Below are 19,129 nucleotides of genomic sequence, written 5' to 3' on the forward strand. Positions count from 1 at the left end.
GGTGCCGGGCGGCGGTGCTCGGCAAGCCGGTGGCGCACTCGCTGTCGCCGGTGTTGCACGAGGCCGCCTACCGCGCGCTCGGCCTGCGCGGCTGGACCTACGAGCGGTTGGAGGTCGACGCCGAGGGGCTGCCCGCGTTCGTGCGTGGCCTCGGTGACCAGTGGGCGGGCCTTTCAGTGACCATGCCGGGCAAACGGGCGGCGCTGGAGTTCGCGGCGACGGCTACACCGCGTGCCTCGACGGTGGGCGCGGCCAACACACTTGTCCACCTGGAATCCGGAGACTGGTTGGCCGACTGCACCGACGTGGACGGCGTGGTGGGCGCGTTGCGGGCGGCGGGAGGGTTTCGGGAAGGCTCCGGCCAGGTCGCCGTCGTGCTCGGCGCGGGCGCGACCGCCGCGGCCGCCGTGGTGGGGCTGGCGCGGCTGGGGCTGGCCGAGGTGCGGCTGGTGGTGCGCGAACCCGCCAGGGCGCACGAGACGGCCGCCGCGGCCAAGCGCGCCGGGCTGGGCGTTGACGTGCGGCGCTGGTCCGAAGTGGACTTCGAAGGCTGCGTGGCGGACGCCTCGGTGCTGGTAAGCACCGTGCCACCGGATGCCGTCGCCGAGCACGCGACACGGCTGTCGGCCGTGGGATGCGTGCTCGACGTGATCTACCACCCGTGGCCGACCCCGCTTGCCGCCGCCGTCACCGCTCGCCGCGGGCACGTCGCTACCGGCCTGGACATGCTGCTGCATCAATCCTTCGGGCAGGTCGAGCAGTTCACCGGGCTGAGCGCGCCGCGCGAGGTGATGCGGGAGGCGCTGCTGGAGGCTACCGGGAGGGTGCTGCCACTGCCGCTGGACTGACAGCGCGGTGACCACACCGGTTGGCGCGAAAGCCGCCCTTCGTTCACCTTCGCGGGCTACGGTCTGCCCGTGATCGGGTTCTCGAGGGTGCCCGCCGCGGTGGCGGCGGTGGTGTTGCTGGTGTTGGCCGTTCCCGCGGCGCAGGCGGCGCCGCAGCGCGACAGCGGGGTGCGGTTCGCCACGTTCAACGCCTCGCTCAACCGCGCACAGCAAGGCCGGCTGCTGGCGGATCTGTCCACCCCGGATGATCCGCAGGCGCGCGAGGTGGCCGAGGTGATCCAGCGGGTTCGCCCGGACGTGCTGCTGCTCAACGAGTTCGATTACGTGCCTGGCGACGCGGCGGTCAACGCGTTCCGCGACAACTACCTCTCGCTGAGCCAGCACGGTGCCCGGCCGATCGACTACCCCTACGCGTTCACCGCGCCGGTGAACACCGGTGTGCCCACCGGCTACGACCTCGACCGCGACGGGCGCGTCGGTGGTGGCAACGACGCGCACGGGTTCGGCCAGTTCGAGGGGCAGTACGGGATGGTGGTGCTGTCGCGCTACCCGATCGACAGCGCGCGAGTCCGCACCTTCCAGCGGTTCCGGTGGAGTGACCTGCCCGGCGCGCTGCTGCCGGACGACCCCGCCACCCCACGACCCGGTGACTGGTACTCGCCACAGATCCTGGACGTGCTCCGGCTTTCGTCCAAGTCGCACTGGGACGTGCCGATCCGCGTCGATGACCGCACCGTGCACCTGTTGGCGGCGCACCCGACCCCGCCCACCTTCGACGGGCCGGAGGACCGCAACGGAACGCGCAACCACGACGAGATCAGGTTCTGGGCCGACTACGTGACGCCGGGGAAGGGTGACTACATCTACGACGACGCGGGCGGGCGTGGCGGGCTGGCTCCAGGGCAGCGGTTCGTGGTCGCGGGCGACTACAACGCCGACCCGGCCGACGGCGACAGCGTGCCCGGCGCGATCCGGCGGTTGCTGCGGGCGCCACGGGTGCACGACACGTGCCCCGCCAGTCTCGGTGCCGCGGTGGCGGCGCGGGAGCAGGGCGGGGCCAACACCGAGCACGAGACAGATCCCTGGCTGGACACCGCCGACTTCGGCGACGCAGCGCCCGGCAACCTGCGGGTGGACTACGTGCTGCCCGCTCGCGGCCTTGGTGTGCGAGGTGACGGGGTGTTCTGGCCGGTGCCGGGGTCGGCGCTGGACCGGTTGGGGGACGCCTCCGACCACCACCTGGTGTGGGTGGACCTGCGAGTGCCCTAGCGTGAGGGCATGAAGATCGCGATCCTGGACGACTACCAGAACGTCGCGCTGAGCCTGGCCGACTGGAACTCGCTGCACGCCGACATCGAGGTGTTCACCCGCCACATCGCCGATCGCGACGAGCTGGTGCGACGCCTCGCCGGGTTCGACGTGGTGGTCGCGATGCGGGAGCGCACCCCGTTCCCGGACGGCGTGCTGGCCGGGCTGCCCGACCTGCGGCTGCTGGTGACCACGGGACATCGCAACGCCTCGATCGACGTGGCCGCGGCGACCAGGCGGGGCATCGTGGTGTGCGGCACCGGTTACCTACCGCACCCGACGGCGGAACTGACGTGGGCGCTGATCCTCGCCGCGCTGCGGCACCTGCCGAAGGAGGAGCGCGCGATGCGGGAGGGCGGCTGGCAGACCACCCTCGGCACCAGCCTGCACGGCAGCACGCTCGGCCTGCTGGGGCTGGGCAGGCTCGGGTCGCGGGTCGCGGGTATCGGGCAGGCCTTCGGCATGCGCACCATCGCCTGGAGCCACAACCTCACGCAGGAGCGCGCCGCCGAGCACGGTGTCACAGCGGTGTCGAAGGAACGACTGTTCGCCGAGTCCGACGTGCTGTCGATCCACCTGGTGCTCGGCGAACGCACCCGCGGGCTGGTCACGGCGGCGGAGTTGGCGGCCATGAAACCGACAGCACTGCTGGTGAACACCTCCCGCGGCCCCATCGTGGACGAGTCCGCGCTGGTGCAGGCGCTGCGACAGGGCACGATCGGCGGCGCGGCACTGGATGTCTACGACACCGAGCCGCTACCGGCGGACCATCCGCTGCGGTCGCTGCCGAACACGGTGCTGACCCCGCACATCGGCTACGTCACCCGCGACGTCTACGAGGTGTTCTACCGTGACGCGGTCGCCGACATCGCGGCGTTCGCGCAGGGGGCACCGATCCGGGTCGTCACCGCCTGATACGCGACGCCGGTGGGCCGCTCTCAGCGGCCCAGCTCGGCGAGCACCGCGTCGGTGAACGGCGGCCACGCCTGCGCCGCCCACGGCCCGAACTGCCGGTCGGTGAGTGCCACGCATGCCGCACCGGCGTCAGGGTCCACCCACAGGAACGTGCCTGACTGTCCGAAGTGGCCGAAGGTCCGGGGTGAGCTGCGGCTGCCCGTCCAGTGCGGGCTCTTGCCGTCCCGGATCTCGAAACCGAGGCCCCAGTCGTTGGGTTTCTGCTGCCCGAATCCCGGTAACACCCCGTCCAGGCCGGGGAACGCCACTGTGGTCGCCGTGTCCAGGGTGGAGGCCGCCACCAGCTTGGGCTGCTGCAACTCGACGGCGAACGGAATCAGATCATCCACGGTGGACGAAGCTGCTGAGCCGGGGGAACCCTCCAGCCGGGTCCGCGACATCCGAAGCGGGTCCAGCAGCGCCTCCCGCTGGTAGTCCGCGAAGGCGATGCCTGAGTGCTCGGTGAGCGCGTCGGCGAGCTGATCGAACCCGGTGCTGGAGTACATCCTGCGTTGCCCGGGAGCGGCGAGCACGCGGTGGTTGTCGAAGCCGAGGCCTGAGGTGTGAGCGAGCAGGTGCCGGATCGTTGACCCCGGCGGTCCGGCGGGCGTGTCGAGCTCCACCACGCCCTCCTCGATGGCGATCAGCGCCGTGTACGCGGTGAGGAGTTTGGTCACCGACGCGAGCGCGAACCCCCTGCCGCGGTCACCGTGTGCGCCAAGCACCGTGCCGTCGGCGGCCACCACCGCCACCGCCGCGTTGTCGACGGGCCACTGCTCGATCAACCGCACGCTGTCCATGCCCCCACCCTACGAAGGCGAGACACCCTGCCCTTCGGTGAGGTACGTGTGCAGCCAGTCACCGGCCAGTTCGGCGACCCGCCGCAGCGCGCCGGGCTCCTCGAACAGGTGCGTGGCACCGGACACCACCTGGATGTCGTGCGGGGCGCGTAACCGCCGCGCGGCCTGCTCGTTGAGTTCGAGTACCTGCCTGTCGCGCTCGCCGACGACGAGCAGCACCGGCGCCCTCACGTCCTCGAGCGCGTCATCGGCAAGGTCCGGCCGTCCTCCCCTGGAGACCACCGCCTGCACCAGGCCCGGCCTGCGCGCGGCGGTCGCCAGCGCGGCCGCCGCGCCCGTGCTGGCGCCGAACAGTCCGATGGGCAGCCCTCGGGTGTGCTCGGCCTTCGCCAGCTGGTCGACGGCGGTGACCAGCCGCCCGGTCAGCAGGTCGATGTCGAAGCGCAATCGTGCCGTCTGCCGGTCCAGCTCTTCCTCGTCGCTGCTGAGCAGGTCGAACAGCAGCGTGGCCAGTCGGTTGTCCTGCAACGTCCTTGCGACGGCGACGTTGCGCGGGCTGTGCCGGGAGCTGCCGGACCCGTGTGCGAACGCCACCACGCCCCGGGCGTCGGCGGGCACGGTCAGCTCGCCCGGTAGCGCGGCCCTCCCGGTCGAGACGTCGAAGGGCACCGTCATGCCTGGCTCCCCTCGTCGAGAAGTCGGATCACCTCGTCGTCGGTGGTCTGCGAGAAGTCGGAGTACCACTCGCCGACGGCGTGGAAGCGTTCGGGCCGCCAGGCGCAGACCACCTCGTCGGCCTCCGCCCGCAGCGCCTCCTCGGCCTGCGTGGCACACACCGGCGCGGCGAAGACCAGCTTCCGAGGGCCTTCCTGGCGAAGTGCCCGCAGCGCCGCCGTGGCGGTGACGCCGGTGGCGAGGCCGTCGTCCACGACGATGACGTCGTGGCCCTCCACCGGCTGCGGCTGCCTGTCACGCTGGTACAGCCGCGCTCTGCGCTGGGCCTCGGCACGCTCGCGTTCCGATGCCACGTCCAGCTCGTCGGCCGAGATACCCAGCGCGCGGACGCCGGCCGCGTCGTAGTTCGCCGGTCCGTGCGCGGTCACCGCGCCAACGCCGAACTCCGGCCTGCCGGGCGCGCCGATCTTTCGCGCCACCACCACGCCGAGCGGGGCGCCGAGCAGGCGCGCCACCTCGGCGGCGACGGGCACCCCACCTCGTGCCAGCCCCAGTACGACCGGCCGCACCCAGTGCCGTCCGGCGAGGGTTCGCGCCAGCCTCACGCCGGCTTCGCGGCGGTTGGTGAACGTCTGTCCGACCTTCGTCGTCCTGCGCATCACTTCCTGCTCGCCTCGTTCGACGTCGCTCGCGGTCAGCCCGGCTCGCCACGCCGCTTGCGACGGACGACCCAGCCGAGGTCGACGGCGCTGCCCGCGGCCAGTACGCCGAGCACGACGGCTCCCCAGATAATGCCGAACCAGGCGAACAGCACCGCGCCCGCGATGCCGAGCACGACCGCAAGGCTCGCGAGCACGATCCGCAACGTCAGCGCGCTGTAGGCGGGGGCGGCGCCGCCGAAGCCCCCGGTCGGGTCGTGGTAGTCGGGCAGACCTCGCTCGTATTCCTCGCGGGTGCGGGGCCGGTCGTGTCGTGCCTGCATGTCGACGGAGTACCCAGCCGCGCTTCCCGCGACACCTGCGGGTGACACCTGGACGGCCCCTCCTACCTCGGCGTCGGGCGGTCAGGTGTCGGCCTTGCCCGGCCGCTCGTCGGCGGTTTCCGTTCGGTCCGCGGGTTGGGTGGCGGTGGGCTGGTCGTCCTCCTCGCGGCCGGGGGTGCGCAGGTTCCACCTGACGATGACCCACCTGAACAGCAGGTAGTACAGCACGGCATAGGCGATCCCTATCGGGATGAGCAGCCACGCCCCGCTCGCCGCCTGCGCGCCCGCGTTGAGCAGGAAGTCGATCCCGCCCGCGGAGAAGGTGAAGCCGAGGTGGATGTCCAGTGCGTTGGCCAGCGCCAGGGACAGCCCGGTCAGCACCGCGTGAATGATGTAGAGCGGCCACGCCACGAACATGAAGGAGAACTCGATCGGCTCCGTCACACCGGTGAGGAACGAGGTGAGCGCGGCACTGACCATGATGCCACCGACGATCTTGCGCTGGCCCGGGCGCGCTGTCCGCCAGATGGCCAGCGCCGCCGCGGGCAGCGCGAACATGAAGATCGGGAAGAAACCGGTCATGAACGCGCCCGCGTCGGGGTCGCCCGCGAAGAAGTTGTTGATGTCTCCGCCGTCGAAGATCAGCCACACCGGGACGTTGAGCAACTGGTGCAGCCCTACCGGGATCAGCAGCCGGTTCAGCATGCCGTAGATGCCGCCGCCGACCACCGCGTCGGACGTGACCGCCTCGCCGAGCGAGCGGATGGCGGCGTCGATCGGCGGGAACGCGAGCCCGAACAGCACGCCCACCAGCAGCAGCACGAAGGCGTTGAGGATCGGCACGAACCGCCGCCCGCCGAAGAAGGCGAGGTAGGTCGGGAGCTTGACGCGGTGATAGCGCTGCCACAGCACGGCGGTCACCAGGCCTACCACCACTCCGGAGAGGATGCTGTAGGGCCATTTCACCGGCTGCAGGTACCAGCCCTGTTCGAACCCCTCCAGGTTCTCTATCGGCGCGAAAACCTGCACGACCTTGTTGAACACCACGAACCCGACCACGGCGGCCACGCCGGTGGAGCCGTCGCCCCTGCGTGCGAAGCCGACCGCGATGCCAACCGCGAACACCAGCGGCAGCCAGTCGAACAGCCCGCCACCGGCCGCCGCGAGCACCCTGGCGATGTCCTCGGTGGCCGACCAGCGGCCGAGCATGTCGTCCTGTCCGAGCCGCAACAGCAGGCCCGCGGCGGGCAGTGTCGCGATCGGCAGCATCAGGCTCCGCCCGAACCGTTGCAGCCCGGCGAACCGCCTGCCGCTGCCCTTCGGGGTGGCCTCGGTGGTGGCGTTCATCGGGAACCTCCGGTTCAGGTTGTGGCGGTGCCTCCGTGCTCGCCTTCGCTTGCCTGCCTTGGTACGTTGCGGGGTCTAGACCATTCGTCGATGGGGCAGAATGCTCCGCCACCGAGGCGGTGTCAACCGCCGTTACGGGTTTGTGGCTGCCAGCCGCACGACATGAGGAGATCACGATGGCGGACGAACGGCCGCGCCAGATCCTCGCCGCGCTGGGCGGCGTGGACAACATCGTCGACATCGAGGGCTGCGTCACCAGGTTGCGCTGCGAACTGCGGGACGGCTCCGCGGTGGACGAGGCCGCGCTCAGGCGGACGGGCGCGCACGGTGTCGTGCGAATGGGCGGCGTCGTGCAGGTGATCGTGGGGCCCGAGGCGGACACGATCGCGGGCGACATCCAGGACCTGCTGTGAAGCTGCGAGTCGGCAGCCCCGTGGCTGGCCGCACGGCGACGCTGGCGCGGGTGCCGGACCCGGTGTTCGCGCGGGCCCTCGTGGGGCCGGGTCTGGCGGTGTGGCCGGAGGACGGCCCCGCGGATGCCGTGGCGCCGATCGACGGCACCGTCGCCACGCTGCACCCGCACGCGTTCGTGGTGGCGGCGGACGACGGCCGTGCCGTCCTGGTCCACCTGGGCATCGACACCGTCGAACGACACGGCGAGGGCTTCACCTCACACGTGGTGCGCGGCGAGTCGGTACGGGCCGGCCAGCCGGTTCTCGGCTGGCATCCGGCGGCGGTGCGGCAGGCGGGTTACTCACCCGTGGTGCCGGTGATCGCGCTCGACGCCACGACGGCGGCCCTGGCCATACCGCCGGAGGGCGCGACGGTCGGCGTCGGGCAGGAACTGTTCGTCTGGTCGCCCCGACAGGCCTGACAGCGCTTTCAGCGCTGACAGCCGGGTCCCGTCGCCGACCGTCGCCGCCTCAGGCCGTGACGATCCGGCCGTTGTCGACGCGCACGTTGATCTCGGGTAGCGGCTGGTCGGCGGGACCTCGCCGCACCTCGCCGGTGAACGCGTCGAACACAGAGCCGTGGCACGGGCAGCGCAACTCGGCCCCCTGCGGGTCGACCTTGCAGCCCTGGTGCGTGCAGATGGCGCTGAACGCGGCCACCTCGTTCGCCGAAGGCCGGGACACGACCGCGTCCTGACCGTCGGGGGTGGTCACGGCTGTGGCGCCGCCTACGGGGACGTCGGACAGCGAGGTGAGGTTCTGCCCCGGTTGCCCGCCGGCTGTGGGCTGCTGCTCACCGCCTCCCGAGGTAGGCCCGCCCTGCTCACCTCCGCAGGCGGCGAGGGCGGCCCCGCCGACCGCGGCGGTGGCCACGGCGGCTCCGGTCGTCAGGACGGTGCGGCGGCTGGTTGAGTGCCGAGATCGCTCAGTCATATGCCTACATACGACAACGACACGCGTTCGGTTCAGTTTCTCGTGGGATCGAACCCCGCGGTGGGGTGCACCGTGTTATCGGTAGGGGTTGTCGTAGGGAACGCGAAAGGCGACGCGGATGCCGGAGGCTGCCCGCCGACGGCGGGCACCATGACAGCGACGGCGAGTCGGGAGTGGCGATGGTCGGCTGGGTGTTGCGGGTACTGGTGGCGGCGGGACTGCTCGGCTCGGCGTGGGTGCACCTCGTGGTGTGGCTCGACTGGGCGTCCGAAACCGCTGTGGTCGGAGAGTTGTTCCTGGTCAACGTCGTGGCAGGGGTGGTCATCGCCGCCGCCGTGCTGCTGTGGCGGCACTGGCTGCCCGCGCTTGCCGCCGTGGGTTTCGGCGCGGCGACGTTGCTGGCGTACGTGCTGTCGTTGACCGTGGGCCTGTTCGGCGTCCAGGAACAGTTCGCCACGCAGGAGGAGCTGTGGGCACTGCTGGCCGAGGCGGGCTGCGTGGTGTTCGGGCTGGCACTGCTGTTCGTCACCGGTCGGCAGAACTCGACCCGAGGCGACGTGGCGTGAACGAAGCGGCCGAAGCGCGGTTGATGCGTGCACTGCACGACGAGCACGCGGCGGCGCTGTGGTCCTTCGCGCTGCACCTGACCGACGGCGACCGCACCCGCGCGGAGGACATCGTGCAGGAGACGTTGCTGCGCGCGTGGCGCCACTCGCGGGTGCTCGACCAGTCCCAGCGGTCGGCGCGGTCGTGGCTGTTCACGGTGGCGCGGCGCATCGCCATCGACGGCTGGCGCTCGGCGGCGGCCCGCTCCGAGGTCGCCACCGACGTTCCGCCGGAGTCCGCCGTACCCGACGACACCGAGCGAGCCGTGCAGGGCTGGATCGTGGCCGACGCGCTGGGCGAGCTGTCCCCACGGCACCGCGAGGTGCTGCTGCTGTGCTTCTTCCAGGGACTGTCGGTGGCCGACGCCGCGGCACGGCTCGGCGTCGCCGAGGGCACCGTCAAATCCCGCACCCACTACGCCCTGCGCGCGCTGCGGCTCGTGCTCGAGGAGAAGGGGGTGACGAGGTGAGCCCAACCCCCGACGGCCACGTCGATCCGTTCACCACGTTCGACGGGGCCTACGTACTCGGTGCGCTGACCCCGGGGGAGCGAGCCGAGTTCGAGGAACACCTGCGGCACTGCGAGGAGTGCGCCCGCTCGGTCCGTGAGCTTGCCGGACTGCCCGGTCTGCTGGCGCAGGTCGAATCGCCTGCAAGGCTGGAGACGCACCCGCCGCCCGAGTTGTTGCCCGGTCTGCTGGCGAAGGTGCGCGGGCAGCGAAGGCGCCGGGTCGTCGGCGGTGTCGCGGCCCTCGCGGTTGCTCTCGCCGCCTGCATCGCCCTGCTGCTCACAGCGCTGCCAGGTGGCGAGTCCCCGGGGCCCGCAGCCACCGCCATGACACCGCTTGGCGCGTATCCGGTGCAGGCGAGCGTGCGGCTCACCGAGGTCGACTGGGGCACCCGGGTGGAAATGTCGTGCAGCTACGAAGGCGGCAAGGGCGGGGACTACGTGCTCGTCGCCGTGCGGCCCGACGGTACGGCCACCCGGTTGGCCAGCTGGTACGCGGTGCCGGACAACACCGCCGAACTGAACATCGGGACCCCGCTCACCCGCGCGGAGATCGCCGCGCTGGAGGTGCGCGTGCCCCAGGGCCCGGTGCTGCTGCGGCTACCAGTGTCAGGCTGACCCGCTGCCCGCGAGTCCCCCGTTCCTGCCCGCGAGTTCCGCGTTCCTGCCCGCGAGTTCCGCGTCGCCGTCAGGCACGGACGCCGTGCCGTAACCCGTGCCCGGTTCGCGGTAGCGACGAGCTGCGAAACCCGCACGAGTGAAATACCTGAGCCCGGCGCCACGAGCGGAACTCTCGTACCACGGTTTCCTTGCCAGCCGACTCGTTCGCGCCGCAGGCTGAATCGGTGTTCTGGGGACTGATCTTCGCCGTCACCGGCTTCGCCATCGGCTGGGCCGCGAGCCGGGTGCTGTGCCACGCGCCGCGCCCGGCCGCCGTGCCGGTCCGCTGGTGCGCTGCCGGGACGGCGTCGCTCTGGGCCGCGGTGGCCTGGCGCTGGACGGCAGGCGGCCTGCCCGCGTGGTGGCTGCCCGTGCCGCTCGTCGTCACAGCGCTGAGCGTGCCGCTGGCCGTGGCCGACCTCGGTCATCGCCGCCTGCCCGACGCCCTCACCGTGCCCGCGTACCCCCTCGCGGCGCTGGCGCTGGGTATCGCGGCGGTGGCCGGGCCCGGTGGCGCACTGTTCGCGCGGGCGGTGCTCGCGGCCGTGCTGTTCGCCGGTGTCCACGCTCTGGTACACGCCGTCGCGCCGACCGCGCTGGGAGCGGGTGACGTGAAGCTGTCGGGCAGCCTCGGTGCGGTTGTCGGCGCGACGGGATGGCAGGCCCTTGTGGTCACCGCGAGCACGGCCGCGGTGACCACACTGGGTCTGGCCGCGACGGCAGCGGCGCTGCGCGTTCGCCGCTGGCGTGACGGGGTACCGCACGGTCCCGGCCTGCTCATGGCGGCCTGTCTGGTCACGTTGTTCCCCGGCGCGGGCTCGGAGGTGCACATGGGTAGCTGAATGAGCGCGTGTGGGCTCGTGACAGGATCGTCGGGTGTTGCGCTGGATAACCGCTGGTGAATCGCATGGCCCGGCCCTGGCCGCCGTCCTCGAGGGCATGGTGGCGGGGGTGCGGATCACAACCGCTGACCTGAGCGAGCAACTCGCCCGCAGGCGGCTGGGCTTCGGGCGCAGCCCGAGGATGGGTTTCGAGACCGACCGGGTCGAGTTCGTCGGCGGCGTGCGGCACGGCCTCACTCAGGGCGGCCCTATCGCGGTGCAGATCGAGAACGCCGAGTGGCCCAAGTGGAAGCAGGTGATGGCCGCCGATCCGGTCGATGAGGCCGAGTTGCGGGGCCTGGCCCGCAACGAGCCACTGACGAGGCCCCGGCCCGGCCATGCCGACCTTCCTGGGATGCAGAAGTACGGCTTCGACGAGGCACGGCCGGTGCTCGAGCGGGCGAGTGCCAGGGAAACCGCGTCGCGGACGGCGCTGGGCACGGTCGCCCGGGCGTTCCTGCGGCAACTGCTGGGTGTCGAGATCGTCAGCCACGTGGTGTCCATCGGCGGGGCGCAGGCGCAGGAAGGGCCGCTTCCGCGTCCGGAGGATCTGCCCGGTATCGACGCCAGTCCGGTGCGGGCCTTCGGCGAGGAGGCGACGCAGGCCATGGTGTCGGAGGTCGACGAGGTCAGGAAGGCGGGCGACACCGTCGGTGGGGTGATCGAGGTGATCGCCTACGACCTACCGCCCGGTCTCGGCTCACACGTGCACTGGGACCGCAGGCTCGACGCGAAGCTGGCCGGGGCTCTCATGGGCGTGCAGGCGATGAAGGGCGTGGAGATCGGGGACGGTTTCACCACCGCCCGGCGCTGGGGCAGCCAGGCCCACGACGAGATCGACAGGGCCGATGGCCCCAAGGGTGTCAGCCGCCGATCCAACCGGGCTGGTGGCCTGGAAGGCGGCATCACCAATGGGGAGCCGTTGCGGCTGCGGGTCGCGATGAAGCCGATCTCGACTGTCCCTCGGGCGCTGTCCACAGTGGATGTCGCGACCGGGGAGCCAGCGGTGGCGATCCACCAGCGCTCGGACGTTTGTGCCGTGCCGAGGGCCGGGGTCGTCCTGGAGTCGGTGGTGGCACTGGTGTTGGCCGACGCGGCGTTGGAGAAGTTCGGTGGCGACTCGCTGCCTGAGAGCAGGCGCAACGCCGAATCGTATCTGGCGGGGCTGGAAAGCTGGTGGCAGCGCTGACCGGCCGCGGACCATCCGGTGCGCGGCACACCGGCGCGGAAGGCTACCGTGAGCGCATGACCGCTCGTGGCCCGATCGTCGTCGTCGGCCCGCCCGGCTCCGGAAAGAGCACGGTAGGCCCATTGCTGGCGAACCGACTGGGTAAGCCCTACCACGACGCCGATGCAGAACTGGAGGCGAGCACCGGCCGGCGCATCGCCGACATTTTCGCCACCGACGGCGAGGAGGTCTTCCGCGCGATAGAGGAGGAAGTCGTAGCCGAAGGCCTCGCTCGCGACGACGGCGTCTACGCGCTCGGTGGCGGGGCCGTGCTTTCCGAGCGAACTAGAAAACGTCTCCTCGGGCACATCGTGGTGTTCCTCAACGTCGGTATGGCCGAGGGTGTGCGACGCACCGGCATGTCGACAGCACGACCGCTGCTCGCCGGAATCAACCCCCGTGCGACGTACAAGGCCTTGCTGGAGGCCCGGCTGCCGGTCTACCGCGCGGTCGCCACGGTGGAGGTCGACACCGACGACCGAAGCCCTGACGAGGTCGCCGACCAGGTCGTCGAGCGGCTGCGCGAGGGCGGTGTGCCAGAATCGGCGCCCGGCAACAACACAACAGAACACTCCACAAAGGAGCGATGATGCGTTCACGCGTGTGGCTCGTAGGGCTGCTGGCCGGCCTCGCGGGACTGCTCGGCGCCTGCGGCTCAGGTGCCGAAGCGGGCGACAGCGGATCCGAACCGGCAGACCAGACCACGCGGGAGAAGACCTCCTCGGCGGCGGAGGCGCCTGGCGAGGGGGATGCCGCACAGGACGTCAAGATCACCAGTTGTGAGCAGACCGGCTACGTGCCCAGGGTGGGCCTCGAGGTCACCAACAGCACCGCCGAGTTGTACCGCTACGCGGTCACGGTGAAGATCAGCAACTCCAAGGGTGAGTCCACGGAGGCCTACTTCGTGGAGGGCAGGCTGCGGCCGGGGCAGACCGCCACCGAAACCGTCCCGGGATCCAACCCGGTACCGGGCGAGGTCAGCTGTGAGGTCAGCGAGGCCAAGCGGCTGCCACCGCAGTGAGGAACCCGATGACCGACCCAGTCCGCATACCGGTACGCACGGCCCAGCCCTACGACGTCGTAGTGGGGCGCGGCCTGCTGGGTGAGCTCGCGGGCACGGTGCGGGACGCCTCCAAGGTCGCGCTCATCCACCCGCCCACATTGATCACCACGGCGGAGGCCGTGCGCGCCGAGCTGGCCGACAGCGGGCTCGACGCGCACCGCGTCGAGATCCCGGACGCCGAGGACGGCAAGGCGCTGTCGGTGGCTGGGTTCTGCTGGGAGGTGCTCGGCCGCATCGGCCTCGATCGCCGGGGTGTCGTCATCGGTCTCGGCGGCGGCGCCGTAACCGACCTCGCCGGGTTCGTCGCGGGCACCTGGATGCGCGGGGTGCGGCTGGTGAACGTCCCGACCACGCTGCTGGGCATGGTCGACGCCGCGGTGGGCGGCAAGACCGGCATCAATACCGACGCGGGCAAGAACCTCGTCGGTGTCTTCCACGAACCGACAGCGGTGCTGGCCGACCTGGCCACGCTGGAGACCCTGCCGCCCAACGAACTCGTCTCCGGGATGGCCGAGGTCGTCAAGGCCGGGTTCATCGCCGACCCGGCCATCCTGGAGCTGATCGAGCAAGACCCGGCGGCGGCGGTGGACACCGGGGGCGAGGTGCTCGGCGAGTTGGTGCGCCGCTCCATCACGGTGAAGGCCAACGTTGTCGCCGCCGACCTACGGGAGTCCGACCTGCGGGAGATCCTCAACTACGGCCACACCCTCGGGCACGCCATCGAGCGGCGCGAGCGCTACCGCTGGCGGCACGGTGCGGCGGTCAGCGTCGGCATGGTGTTCGCCGCCGAACTGGCCAGGCTGGCGGGCAGGCTCGACGACGCCACCGCCGACCGGCACGCCACCGTGCTGCGCTCGCTCGGCCTGCCGACAACGTACGACCCCGACGCACTGCCCCAGTTGATCGAAGGAATGCACGCCGACAAGAAGAGCCGGTCCGGCACGCTCCGGTTCGTGGTGCTCGACGGCCTTGCCAAACCCGGCAGGCTGGAGGGCCCTGACCCAGCGCTGCTGGCGGGCGCGTACTCCGCCGTCGCGGGCGGAGAAACCAAGGACGGGGGAGTGTTGCTGTGAAGGTGTTCGTGCTCAACGGCCCGAACCTCGGCAGGCTCGGCAAGCGCGAGCCAGCCGTCTACGGGACCGTCACCCACGACGACCTGGCGGGAATGTGCACCGACATCGGCAAGGAACTCGGCCTGGATGTCGAGGTCAGGCAGACCGACCACGAGGGTGAGCTGGTCGGGTGGCTGCACGAGGCCGCCGACGAAGGCTCGCCCGTCGTGCTCAACGCGGGTGCGTGGACCCACTACTCCATCGCAGTACGCGACGCGGCGGCGCAGTTGAGCGCGCCGCTGATCGAGCTGCACATCTCCAATGTCCACAAGCGAGAGCAGTTCCGGCACCACAGCGTGCTCTCCGACGTCGCGACCGGCGTCATCGCCGGGCTCGGTGTCGACGGGTACCGGCTGGCCCTGCTGTGGATGGCGGGCAACGCGGCCTGAGGCCGCGGTCGTACCGCTTCGGACAGCCGTGTCCTGGTGGGAGACCCCGCCGGACAGGACCTCAGGCATACACCTGTTCGGGTGAGCGGCCACGTAAACTGAGCGGGTCGTCGGCCGGGCGTGGGTTCCCGGCTCCGGGGGATGGTTGGAGGTCTCGGCGTCACCATGCGCACTCGCCGCGGTCGGGGGCCGCTCACGGCCACGGCGCTCGCCATGGCCGCCACCGCGGTGCTCGGTGCTTGCACGGCCACCAGCGCCCGCCCGCAGGCTGGGGGCAGTGAGCCTGCGATCGGCGGTGGCAAGGAGCGGACAGCTTCCACCGTGGAGCAGCGCACCCTGCTGTCCAGTTCCGAGCGGTCCAGCAAGGGTGTCGTAGCCCGCGGCGGTGCCGACTCGGTCTACAACTACGGCCCCACGGTGATGGTGGACGGTGAGCGCACCCGGATGTGGTGGTGCAGCCAGTACGGCAGCGCCAAGCCGGCCGGCGACGACATCCTGTACGCCGAGGCCAGCTCACCCGACGGACCGTTCACCGGGCCCGGCGGCGCGCAGCCGCCCGCGGTGCTGTCGGGCAACCGCGGCCGGTTCGACGGCGTGCACACTTGCGACCCGTCCGTGCTGCGGGTCGACGGCACCTACTACATGTACTACACCGGCGCGGCGGGCGACCACGCGCTCGGCAACGCGATCGGGCTGGCGACCAGCACCGACGGGCTGCACTGGATACGGCCCACCGGCGAACCGATCGTGCGTCCCGCGGGCGACACCCGCCGGGACAATACCTATGGCGCGGGGCAACCCGCCGCGGTGTACCTGGACGGCTGGTTCTACTTGATGTTCACCGACACCACCGCACGCGCGGCGGGCTGGAACGGTGCCGGTCAGTTCCTGTTGCGGGCCAAGGACCCCACGTTCGCGGCCGGGGTGCAGGCGCTGGGTCCCGAGGGGTTCCACCCCGTTGCCGACACCTCCGCGCCGAGGACGAACTCGCTCGTCGACGCGTTCAGCGCGGACCTGATGTGGGTGGACGCGCTGGACGCGTTCGCGATCGCCCACCAGACCGACCGCGGCACCACGATCACCTTCTGGGACCGGCGGTTCTCCGCGAGCCCGTACCGCCCGGTGCTGATACCCAGCGAATGGGAGGAAGGGCCGGGGTTGGTGCGGCAAGGCGACGGGCACACGCCCGTCGCCACGAGCGACCCGTGCGGCACCGTCCCGATCGACGTGCTGCACGCCACCGTCATCGGCAGCGCCGGGGCGCCGACCGGCCTGCGGCACTTCGGCCTCGACCTGCGCGACGTCGACGGTTGTGCCGGGGCGCAGCGCACACTGTCCGTGCTCGACGGGCTGGCGATGCCTTCACCGCTGCGCACCATGGATCTGGTGATCGGGGGCGAGGTACTGCGGGTGGACCGCCGTTCGGTGGCGACCGGGCTGGCCAGGGAAGTGCTCGACGAACGCATCCCCGCGCTCGATCAGGCGACCAGCACCGTGCGGCTGGCGGCGGGCGCCCGCGCGGTGCGCGCGCCGGGCATGGGTACGGGCTTCCTGCTCGACGGCAGGCTGTGGCCGCTGGCCACACCCCACGCCGAGGAGATCCTCGCCCGCAACGGCTCGACCGCCGAACCGATCAGCCGCCAGGAGTGGGAGGCCTACCCGGCAGGACCGACCCTGGGTTCCTGAACCACCCTGTCGTCGTCGGCTTCGGTGGCGCGTGAACCGCCGAGGCGAGCGCCGACGAGCAGGCCGAGCCCGGCCGGAGCCAGTACCAGCAGGGCGGTGAAGGCCGCGCCGCCGGTGAGGGCGGCGCCGAGCGCGTTCACGCCGGTCTGGTCGACGAACACCGCCCGGCCGATGACGGCGAGCACCCCGGAGACCGGTCCGGCGACCAGCGCGGCGATGAACCAGGTGCGGGGGGCCCTGTCCACCCCGAGCCACGCGTCGATGGCGCTCCACAGCGCCGCCGCGCCGACCAGCAGCGCCAATGTCACGATCGTGACGAAGGTGACCTCGGTGGGTTGGAACACGGCGATCTTGGCGAGCGCGACTGTTCCGGCGGCGTGCAGCACCGCCATAACGATTCCGCGAGTAACCCAGGACGGCATCGGGTCACCTTAACGCCCTTGGCCGCGAATCGTCCCGCCCTGCCGCCGGGCGCTGGACGCGACCGGACGTCGCCGTGCTCATAGACTGGTCGGGTGCCCGATTTCCACGCCGGACGGCGAGCCGCGTTGCGCGATCTGTTGCTCGCGGCCGATCTCGACGCACTGCTCGTCACCGACGTCGTCAACGTGCGCTACCTCAGCGGTTTCACCGGTTCCAACGCGGCGTTGCTCGTGCCGTCGTCGGGCGAGGAGGGCACGGTGCTGTGCACCGACGGCCGCTACACCACGCAGGCCGCCGCCGAGGTGGCCGATCTGGAACGTGTCATCGACCGGCCGTGCGCGCCGGCGCTGCTGCGCCGCGCCGCCGGTGCCGCCTACCGGCGCACCGGGTTCGAAAGCCACCACCTGACGGTGGAGGAACACGCCGACCTGGTCGCGCTGACCGACGAGGTGCGGCTGCTGCGCGCGCCGGGGCTGGTGGAGCGGCTGCGCGCGGTCAAGGACACCACCGAGATAGCGGCCATCCGTACCGCGTGCACCGCCGCCGACCGTGCGCTCGCCGAGCTGCTGGAAAGCGGTGGCCTGCGGCCGGGCCGTACCGAACGCGAGGTGGCCGCTGACCTGGAGACCGGGATGGTCAGGCACGGCGCTGAGGGGCCCGCGTTCGCCTCCATCGTCGCGGCGGGCGCCAACTCGGCGGTCCCGCACCACCGCCCCACCAACGCCGTGCTGGCCCGCGGCGACCTCGTCAAGCTCGACTTCGGTGCAGTGGTGATGGGATATCGCTCCGACATGACCCGCACCGTCGTGCTCGGCGAGCCCGCCGGTTGGCAGCGCGACCTGCACGACCTGGTCGGCGAGGCGCAGCGAAGGGCCACCGCCGCCGCGTTGCCTGGCGCGGACGTGGCCGCGGTGGACGCCGTGGCGCGTGACTTCGTCGCGGGCGCCGGGCACGGCGCAGACTTCCCGCACGGCCTCGGGCACGGGGTGGGGCTGCGCATCCACGAGGCACCGAGTCTGGCCGCGACCGGCGAAGGTACACTGGCCGCCGGTATGACGGTCACCGTCGAGCCCGGCGTCTACCTGGCGGGGCGCGGTGGCGTGCGCATCGAGGACACGCTCGTCGTGCGGGAGGCGACTCCCGAGATCCTCACCCTGAGCACGAAGGAACTCGTGGCCGTCTAGTGCGCGGCCCACGCCGAAACACAGGAGAACTCACACTCGTGGCCACCACCAACGACCTGAAGAACGGCATGGTCCTCAACCTGGACGGCCAGCTGTGGTCCGTCGTGAACTTCCAGCACGTCAAGCCGGGCAAGGGGGGAGCGTTCGTGCGCACGACCCTGAAGCACGTGCTGTCCGGCAAGGTGGTGGACAAGACGTTCAACGCGGGCACGAAGGTCGACACGGCCACCGTGGACCGGCGCCAGATGACCTACCTGTACAACGACGGCACCGACTACGTGTTCATGGATGCCGAGACCTACGACCAGATCAACCTGCCCGCCGAGACCGTCGGCGACGGCGCCAACTACCTGCTGGAGAACACCGAGGTGCAGGTAGCGATACACGAAGGCACGCCGCTTTACGTGGAGCTGCCGACAACGGTGGAACTCGTCATCGAACACACCGACCCCGGACTGCAGGGTGACCGCTCCACCGGTGGCACCAAGCCCGCGAGGTTGGAGACCGGTGCCGAGATCCAGGTTCCGCTGTTCGTCAGCAGCGGCGAGAAGGTCAAGGTCGACACCCGCGACGGCCGCTACCTCGGCCGAGCGTGAGCGGTACCGGCGCGGTGAGCACTCGAGGGTCGGCACGGCGCGGCGCGCCAACCGGTCGTCGCGCCGCTCGCAGGCGTGCCGTCGAGCTGCTCTACGAGGGTGCGCAGCGATCGGTCGACCCGGTGACGCTGCTGGGTGACCGGATGGGCGCCAAGGACGTGGAGCCGATCCCGGACTACACGGTCTCGCTGGTCGAGGGTGTGACGGCCAACCGGGAGCGCATCGACGAGTTGCTCGCCGAGCATGCGCAGGGCTGGTCGCTGAGCCGCATGCCGGTGGTCGACCTCGCGGTGCTGCGCATCGGAGTCTACGAGTTGTTGTGGGCGGCCGACGTTCCCGATCCGGTCGCCATCGACGAGGCGGTGGGCCTGGCCAAGGAACTCTCGACCGAGGACTCGCCCCGGTTCGTCAACGGCGTGCTCGGCAGGATAGGCACCATCGCGGACCGCCTGCGCGCGGTCCTCTGACCTCGGCGGCGAGGACCGCGCGCGGCGG

25 protein-coding genes are annotated in these 19,129 nt (G+C 71.3%); 18 read left to right on the forward strand and 7 right to left on the reverse strand.

Annotation, left to right across the window (positions count from 1 at the left end; all coding sequences use genetic code 11):
• The first annotated feature begins 14 nt into the window (after nucleotides 1-14).
• From FHU38_RS09915 to FHU38_RS09925, 3 genes are all read left to right on the forward strand, one after another.
• A complete protein-coding gene (locus tag FHU38_RS09915; protein ID WP_313886721.1) occupies nucleotides 15-848 on the forward strand; it encodes a shikimate dehydrogenase in 834 nt (277 codons plus the stop codon).
• A 69-nt stretch (nucleotides 849-917) separates the two neighbouring features.
• A complete protein-coding gene (locus tag FHU38_RS09920; RefSeq protein ID WP_167169289.1) occupies nucleotides 918-2,117 on the forward strand; it encodes an endonuclease/exonuclease/phosphatase family protein in 1,200 nt (399 codons plus the stop codon).
• Nucleotides 2,118-2,126: 9 nt separating this feature from the next.
• Complete coding sequence (locus FHU38_RS09925) at nucleotides 2,127-3,071, forward strand: D-2-hydroxyacid dehydrogenase family protein (RefSeq protein ID WP_167169292.1); 945 nt, start codon at nucleotides 2,127-2,129, stop codon at nucleotides 3,069-3,071.
• 23 nt (nucleotides 3,072-3,094) lie between these two features.
• On the opposite strand, the gene FHU38_RS09930 is transcribed toward FHU38_RS09925, so the two are convergent.
• The 5 genes from FHU38_RS09930 to FHU38_RS09950 form a co-directional block, all read right to left on the reverse strand.
• Entirely contained in the window at nucleotides 3,095-3,910 is an 816-nt protein-coding gene (locus FHU38_RS09930; protein WP_167169295.1) for a serine hydrolase domain-containing protein, read from the reverse strand.
• Nucleotides 3,911-3,919: 9 nt separating this feature from the next.
• Nucleotides 3,920-4,585, reverse strand: a complete 666-nt coding sequence (locus FHU38_RS09935; protein WP_167169298.1) for a dienelactone hydrolase family protein — start codon at nucleotides 4,583-4,585, stop codon at nucleotides 3,920-3,922.
• Nucleotides 4,582-5,244: a phosphoribosyltransferase gene (locus FHU38_RS09940; protein WP_167169301.1), complete on the reverse strand. Its 663-nt coding sequence runs from the start codon at nucleotides 5,242-5,244 to the stop codon at nucleotides 4,582-4,584. The genes FHU38_RS09935 and FHU38_RS09940 overlap by 4 nt, the downstream gene beginning before the upstream one ends.
• 35 nt (nucleotides 5,245-5,279) lie before the next feature.
• Entirely contained in the window at nucleotides 5,280-5,567 is a 288-nt protein-coding gene (locus FHU38_RS09945) for a DUF6343 family protein (RefSeq protein ID WP_167175880.1), read from the reverse strand.
• 81 nt (nucleotides 5,568-5,648) lie between these two features.
• Nucleotides 5,649-6,914, reverse strand: a complete 1,266-nt coding sequence (locus FHU38_RS09950; RefSeq protein ID WP_167169304.1) for a PTS transporter subunit EIIC — start codon at nucleotides 6,912-6,914, stop codon at nucleotides 5,649-5,651.
• Between the two features lie 176 nt (nucleotides 6,915-7,090).
• On the opposite strand from FHU38_RS09950, the gene FHU38_RS09955 reads away from it, so the two are divergent.
• Nucleotides 7,091-7,327, forward strand: a complete 237-nt coding sequence (locus tag FHU38_RS09955; RefSeq protein ID WP_167169307.1) for a glucose PTS transporter subunit EIIB — start codon at nucleotides 7,091-7,093, stop codon at nucleotides 7,325-7,327.
• Nucleotides 7,324-7,788, forward strand: coding sequence for a PTS sugar transporter subunit IIA (locus tag FHU38_RS09960; RefSeq protein WP_167169310.1), 465 nt, complete (start codon nucleotides 7,324-7,326; stop codon nucleotides 7,786-7,788). Before FHU38_RS09955 ends, FHU38_RS09960 begins: the two co-directional genes overlap by 4 nt.
• 49 nt (nucleotides 7,789-7,837) lie before the next feature.
• On the opposite strand, the gene FHU38_RS09965 is transcribed toward FHU38_RS09960, so the two are convergent.
• Nucleotides 7,838-8,299 (reverse strand): QcrA and Rieske domain-containing protein, encoded by a 462-nt coding sequence (locus FHU38_RS09965; RefSeq protein ID WP_167169313.1) that lies wholly within the window; start codon nucleotides 8,297-8,299, stop codon nucleotides 7,838-7,840.
• A gap of 179 nt (nucleotides 8,300-8,478) precedes the next feature.
• On the opposite strand from FHU38_RS09965, the gene FHU38_RS09970 reads away from it, so the two are divergent.
• From FHU38_RS09970 to FHU38_RS10015, 10 genes are all read left to right on the forward strand, one after another.
• Nucleotides 8,479-8,865 carry a hypothetical protein gene (locus tag FHU38_RS09970; protein WP_167169315.1) on the forward strand — a complete coding sequence of 129 codons (387 nt, stop codon included), beginning with the start codon at nucleotides 8,479-8,481 and terminating at the stop codon, nucleotides 8,863-8,865.
• Entirely contained in the window at nucleotides 8,862-9,374 is a 513-nt protein-coding gene (locus FHU38_RS09975; RefSeq protein ID WP_167169318.1) for a sigma-70 family RNA polymerase sigma factor, read from the forward strand. The genes FHU38_RS09970 and FHU38_RS09975 overlap by 4 nt, the downstream gene beginning before the upstream one ends.
• The gene (locus tag FHU38_RS09980) at nucleotides 9,371-10,030 is read left to right on the forward strand and encodes a zf-HC2 domain-containing protein (RefSeq protein ID WP_167169321.1); all 660 of its coding nucleotides are present in this window, start codon (nucleotides 9,371-9,373) and stop codon (nucleotides 10,028-10,030) included. Before FHU38_RS09975 ends, FHU38_RS09980 begins: the two co-directional genes overlap by 4 nt.
• 191 nt (nucleotides 10,031-10,221) lie before the next feature.
• Nucleotides 10,222-10,914: a prepilin peptidase gene (locus FHU38_RS09985; RefSeq protein ID WP_243852224.1), complete on the forward strand. Its 693-nt coding sequence runs from the start codon at nucleotides 10,222-10,224 to the stop codon at nucleotides 10,912-10,914.
• Between the two features lie 34 nt (nucleotides 10,915-10,948).
• A complete protein-coding gene (gene aroC, locus FHU38_RS09990) occupies nucleotides 10,949-12,142 on the forward strand; it encodes a chorismate synthase (protein ID WP_167169324.1) in 1,194 nt (397 codons plus the stop codon).
• A 56-nt stretch (nucleotides 12,143-12,198) separates the two neighbouring features.
• The gene (locus FHU38_RS09995; protein ID WP_167169327.1) at nucleotides 12,199-12,771 is read left to right on the forward strand and encodes a shikimate kinase; all 573 of its coding nucleotides are present in this window, start codon (nucleotides 12,199-12,201) and stop codon (nucleotides 12,769-12,771) included.
• Nucleotides 12,768-13,202, forward strand: coding sequence for a hypothetical protein (locus FHU38_RS10000; RefSeq protein ID WP_167169330.1), 435 nt, complete (start codon nucleotides 12,768-12,770; stop codon nucleotides 13,200-13,202). Before FHU38_RS09995 ends, FHU38_RS10000 begins: the two co-directional genes overlap by 4 nt.
• Before the next feature lie 8 nt (nucleotides 13,203-13,210).
• Entirely contained in the window at nucleotides 13,211-14,317 is a 1,107-nt protein-coding gene (aroB, locus tag FHU38_RS10005) for a 3-dehydroquinate synthase (RefSeq protein WP_167169333.1), read from the forward strand.
• Nucleotides 14,314-14,745, forward strand: coding sequence for a type II 3-dehydroquinate dehydratase (aroQ, locus tag FHU38_RS10010; protein ID WP_167169336.1), 432 nt, complete (start codon nucleotides 14,314-14,316; stop codon nucleotides 14,743-14,745). Before aroB ends, aroQ begins: the two co-directional genes overlap by 4 nt.
• A 165-nt stretch (nucleotides 14,746-14,910) precedes the next feature.
• The gene (locus FHU38_RS10015) at nucleotides 14,911-16,431 is read left to right on the forward strand and encodes a beta-xylosidase (protein WP_167169339.1); all 1,521 of its coding nucleotides are present in this window, start codon (nucleotides 14,911-14,913) and stop codon (nucleotides 16,429-16,431) included.
• On the opposite strand, the gene FHU38_RS10020 is transcribed toward FHU38_RS10015, so the two are convergent.
• Complete coding sequence (locus FHU38_RS10020; RefSeq protein ID WP_167169341.1) at nucleotides 16,401-16,853, reverse strand: B-4DMT family transporter; 453 nt, start codon at nucleotides 16,851-16,853, stop codon at nucleotides 16,401-16,403. The genes FHU38_RS10015 and FHU38_RS10020 overlap by 31 nt on opposite strands.
• 93 nt (nucleotides 16,854-16,946) lie before the next feature.
• Here FHU38_RS10020 and FHU38_RS10025 point away from each other — a divergent pair, with 93 nt between their 5' ends.
• The 3 genes from FHU38_RS10025 to nusB are packed head-to-tail and all read left to right on the forward strand — an operon-like array spanning nucleotide 16,947 to nucleotide 19,101.
• On the forward strand, nucleotides 16,947-18,038 hold the full coding sequence (locus tag FHU38_RS10025) for a M24 family metallopeptidase (protein WP_167169344.1): 1,092 nt from the start codon (nucleotides 16,947-16,949) through the stop codon (nucleotides 18,036-18,038).
• A gap of 38 nt (nucleotides 18,039-18,076) precedes the next feature.
• The gene (gene efp, locus FHU38_RS10030) at nucleotides 18,077-18,634 is read left to right on the forward strand and encodes an elongation factor P (protein ID WP_167169347.1); all 558 of its coding nucleotides are present in this window, start codon (nucleotides 18,077-18,079) and stop codon (nucleotides 18,632-18,634) included.
• Between the two features lie 14 nt (nucleotides 18,635-18,648).
• Nucleotides 18,649-19,101: a transcription antitermination factor NusB gene (gene nusB, locus FHU38_RS10035; RefSeq protein WP_167169350.1), complete on the forward strand. Its 453-nt coding sequence runs from the start codon at nucleotides 18,649-18,651 to the stop codon at nucleotides 19,099-19,101.
• Nucleotides 19,102-19,129 lie beyond the last annotated feature (28 nt).

It is taken from the genome of Saccharomonospora amisosensis (assembly GCF_011761185.1).
GTDB classification, from domain to species: Bacteria; Actinomycetota; Actinomycetes; order Mycobacteriales; family Pseudonocardiaceae; genus Saccharomonospora_A; species Saccharomonospora_A amisosensis.